Genomic DNA, 4,098 nt, shown 5'->3' with positions numbered 1-4,098 from the left:
ACACTGGCATGCGCCTTCAGCCGTTCGGCGATGGTCAGGCCGCTCTTCATGTGGTGCGGCAGGCGCAGCGGCAGCGTGCGCAGGCCGCGCAGCAACAGCCACGCCTCGAACGGTGACAGCTTGCCGCCGAGATAGGAATAGGTCTGCTCGTTGATGTGCTTGATATGAGCGGCCGAACCCGCCACGACGCCCGCGACGGTGTCGCTGTGGCCGCCAAGGTATTTCGAGGCCGAATGCAGCACCAGGTCGACACCATGCGTGATCGGCTTCTGGAAGACCGGCGTCGCCCAGGAATTGTCGATGGTGGTGACGATGCCCTGTTCCTTGGCCAACCGTGTCAGATGCGCGATGTCCTGCAACTCGAACATCATCGAGGTCGGGCTTTCCAGATACAGCAGCTTGGCGCCGGGAAGTGCCGCCGCCACCGCATCCGGGTCGGAGCCGTCGACATAATCAACCTTGATGTTGAGCCGCGGCAACAGCCGCTCGAACAAACGGTAGGCATCGCCATAGCAATTGCGCACCGCCACGATGCGCTCGCCTGCCCCAACGAACGCAAGCACCGTGGCGCTGATCGCCGCCATGCCGCTGGAAAAGCCGCGCGCGGCTTCTGCGCCCTCAAGCGCTGCCACGCGCGCCTCGAACTCCATCACCGTCGGATTGTCGCCGCGCGAATAGATCGGCTGCTTTCGTTTGCCAGCAAAGGTATCGGCCATCTCGGCATAGCTGGCGAAGGTGAACAGCGAGGTCTGGTAGATCGGCGGCACCACCGCACCGCCAGGGAACGGTTCGTCATGCGCCAAGAGTGTCGCCGCCTCGGCGAGATAGTCGTGATCGAAACCGGATGGATGCTCGTTCATGTCTGGCTCGAAAGTTTGAGTTTGGCCGCACCGCGCTTGAGATCGTCCTCGACGGTGGCGATCAGCTTGAGCGCTTCGGCGCGGGCGCCCTGCGGGTCACGGGCTGCGATGCATTCGTAGATGGTGCGGTGATAGGGAAAGCTGGCATGGCCGAAATCGCGAACGCCGAGCGGATGCTCCCAGAAGCGGTGGAACAATTCGTACATGGCGGCGATGATCTGCTCGAACAGCGGATTACCCGAGGCCCGGTAGATCGCCTGGTGGAACTCCCAATCCTCTTCCGACGACATGCCGTCGCGCGTGCGGAACGCCTGCTCCATGATGTCGAGCTTGCGTGCAATTTCGGCGATGTCGGCCTGGCTGGCGCGTTCGGCGCAAAGGGCTGCGGCCTCCGCCTCCAGCGCGCGGCGGATCTCCATCGTCTGCATCAGGCTGGTGAAATCATTGCCGCCCGCCAGCGTCAGCGGCATGTGCAGCATATCGTGTGAAACAGCCGCCTTGAGATAGGTGCCGCTGCCCTGCCGGCGCTCGACGAGGCCGAGCCCTTCCCAGCGTGTCAGTGCCTCGCGCACGGTGTTGCGGCTGACCTTCAGCCGCTCGGCCAGAATGCGTTCGGTTGGAAGCCGCTCGCCCGGCTGCAAGGCCTCGGCGCGAACAAAGCCCACCAACGCCTTCAGCACGGCGTCGTCGCGCGCCGTGGTCTGAATGGGGGGCAGGCTGTTCTGGTCCACATTTCCTCCAAGTGGTCCAATGGTCCAACCAATTTCTGCACAGAAGGAAGCTCCTGTCAACCAACTGTCAGGAGCACTGTCGGAGGGAGGGACGCGATACTCTCAAGGCGATCGCGCGGTCGCGCTTCGATCGTGGCTGCTAACCTGCGGTGGCAGGCGGCCCGAACCAGGTGGTCAGCGCGTCCACCAGGCCCTGTTGGGTTCCCGCCCCGGCCCAAGCCACATAACCATCGGGCCGGATCAAGACCGCGTCGGGCGAAACGACCGTCCCGAGAGCCGGGAGGTCCCAGATACCGGCGTAACCGGCGTCGATCTGCCGGACCCGATCAGCCCAGGACGCGATGTCCAGCCTGCCGGGCTCACCGAGGTTGAGCAGCACGGGCCGCGCGTCGTGCAGCAAGGTGAAGACCCGCAACCGTCCGCCGGCGGTGGTCAGATCGAGATCGGGCATTCGCCGCCCAAGCAGTGGATGCCCCTCGCCAAGGTCGTAATGAACACCCAGACCAGACACCTCCGCGGCGATTTTCTTGCGGGGTTCATCCATGCCGAGCAACTCGGCAACGGTGTCGGCCAAGGCCTTGCTGCGGTCATCCGTGCGGCGAAGCGCAACCTGCGCCATCGTGTTGCGCAACACGCGGGCGGCGACCGGATGGCGCTCGGCGTGATAGCTTTCGAGCAGGCTTTGCGGCGATGTCCCCTTGATGATTTGGGCCAGCTTCCATCCAAGGTTCACCGCATCCTGCACGCCGATGTTGAGGCCCTGTCCGCCCATCGGCGGATGGATGTGCGCGGCATCACCCGCCAGCAGCACGCGCCGGTCGCGATATGCGGCAGCCTGGCGCGTCATGTCGGTGAAGCGGGAGAGCCAGGTCGGGCTGTGAACCCCGAAGTCGGTGCCGTAGATGGCAGTCAGCGCCTCGCTGAGCTCGCGCAGGGTCGGTTCGCCGCGCGCCTCCAGGCGGGGCTCCGTCAGCACGACGCCAACCTTCTTGCCGCCCTCGATCTTACCCAGAGCATGAATTCCGGAGGCGTTGCTGCGGAAGCCCCATGCCGGTTCTTCCGACATTTCGACCTCGGCAATCATCCAGCTCATCGTCGGATCCCATCCGGCGAACTCGATACCGGTCGCCTTGCGAATGGTGCTGCGGCCTCCGTCGCACCCGACCAGATATGCGGCCCTCAGGCGGTGACCGGTGGACAGTTCGACATCGACGCCGCTGTCGTCCTGGGCAAACCCCGCAACCTCGTGTCCGCGATAGATCGGTACCTTCAACTCGCCGACCCAGTCGGCCAGGATGCGCTCGATGTGGTTTTGCCGCAGTGCCAGCAGATAATTGTGGCGCGTGGGAAAATCGCTGATGCCTAACCGGATCATGTGGAAGCCCACGGACGGCGATATCTGTCCCTGTGAAAGAAACCGATCCACAATTCCGCGCTGGTCGAGCACCTCAAGAGTGCGCGCATGCAGGCCGCCTGCGCGCAATCCTGCCAATTTCTGATCCGGTCGCCTTTCGAAAATGGCAACGTCCACGCCTGCCAGCGCCAGTTCGCCTGCCAGCATCAATCCCGTCGGACCACCCCCGGCGATCACAACCGCATGATCTGAAATCATTATCATAACTCCCGTTTTCCGCACCCTGGCTTGGGTCGCGGTTTTACGGGAGGAGCCGGGTCTTGCCGCAAGCCCCTTGTGCGCCATATCTATGAAATGGAAGGGGTGCTCTTCCCCTCGTCGTTGGCTGCCCTCACAGCGAAACTGTGTAGGAACCAAAACGGGTATCCTGATTTCACATGCAAAAACGCAGATTCCTCCGTGCTTTGGCACGGAGTTCTGATGTTCTTTTGGAGAGAAGGGGGCCGGTCGGCGTTTGGCAGCGGTACGAGGAGGCCACTATGTGCCAGCGCCGGCCGGCCGACCCCACGGACCCAGGAGATGCGGCGGACCTGAGCATCATGGGGTATTCCCAGGATCGGAGCCGGTTTTCTATCCTCGTGCCGGCTTCGTCTTGGCCTGCACAGTTGCGCAAGAGCTTATGAAAATCAACAGTTTCTTAACCAAGGCTCGCGAATCGCTTGGATTAAGGTAAACGGGTAACCCTGTCGGGTTGACAGGATAATCGGGGCTGGATCGCTACGCCGCCTTGGCGACGACGCGATTTCGGCCGCCGCTTTTGGCTTCGTAGAGCGCGAGATCGGCACGCTTCATCAGCGCCGCCACCGTGTCCACGCCCTTCAGCACCGACGACACGCCGACGCTGACCGTGACTTCGATCGCCTTGCCGTCCTGCCCGATGGCGAAAGCCGCCTGGGCGATTTCGGCGCGAATGCGTTCGGCTACCTTCTCGGCCACCGCGCCCTCGGTGTCCGGCATCACCACGACGAACTCCTCGCCGCCAAAGCGGCAGGCAAGGTCGATACCCCTGACATTCTTGCGCAGCCGTCGTGCGAATTCCCGCAGAACCTCGTCGCCGCCGTCATGACCGTGCGCATCGTTGATCGCCTTGAAG

Annotated in this window: 4 protein-coding genes; all 4 read right to left on the bottom strand. The window is 63.3% G+C overall.

Annotated elements, in window-relative coordinates; genetic code table 11:
* Window positions 1-860 (bottom strand): aminotransferase class I/II-fold pyridoxal phosphate-dependent enzyme (locus EN939_RS23585; RefSeq protein ID WP_127270065.1); only part of this gene is annotated, 860 nt, incomplete at its 3' end.
* Window positions 857-1,591: a FadR/GntR family transcriptional regulator gene (locus EN939_RS23580; protein ID WP_027036801.1), complete on the bottom strand. Its 735-nt coding sequence runs from the start codon at window positions 1,589-1,591 to the stop codon at window positions 857-859. The genes EN939_RS23585 and EN939_RS23580, both read right to left, overlap by 4 nt.
* 139 nt (window positions 1,592-1,730) lie before the next feature.
* Window positions 1,731-3,203: an FAD-dependent monooxygenase gene (locus tag EN939_RS23575; RefSeq protein WP_127270063.1), complete on the bottom strand. Its 1,473-nt coding sequence runs from the start codon at window positions 3,201-3,203 to the stop codon at window positions 1,731-1,733.
* 519 nt (window positions 3,204-3,722) lie between these two features.
* Window positions 3,723-4,098 (bottom strand): diguanylate cyclase (locus EN939_RS23565; RefSeq protein WP_127270061.1); only part of this gene is annotated, 376 nt, incomplete at its 5' end.

The organism is Mesorhizobium sp. M7A.F.Ca.CA.002.05.1.1 (assembly GCF_003998335.1).
Classification (GTDB): domain Bacteria; phylum Pseudomonadota; class Alphaproteobacteria; order Rhizobiales; family Rhizobiaceae; genus Mesorhizobium.
Note: the sequence above shows the minus strand (reverse complement) of the source record. Positions and strands in the feature narration are given on the sequence as shown.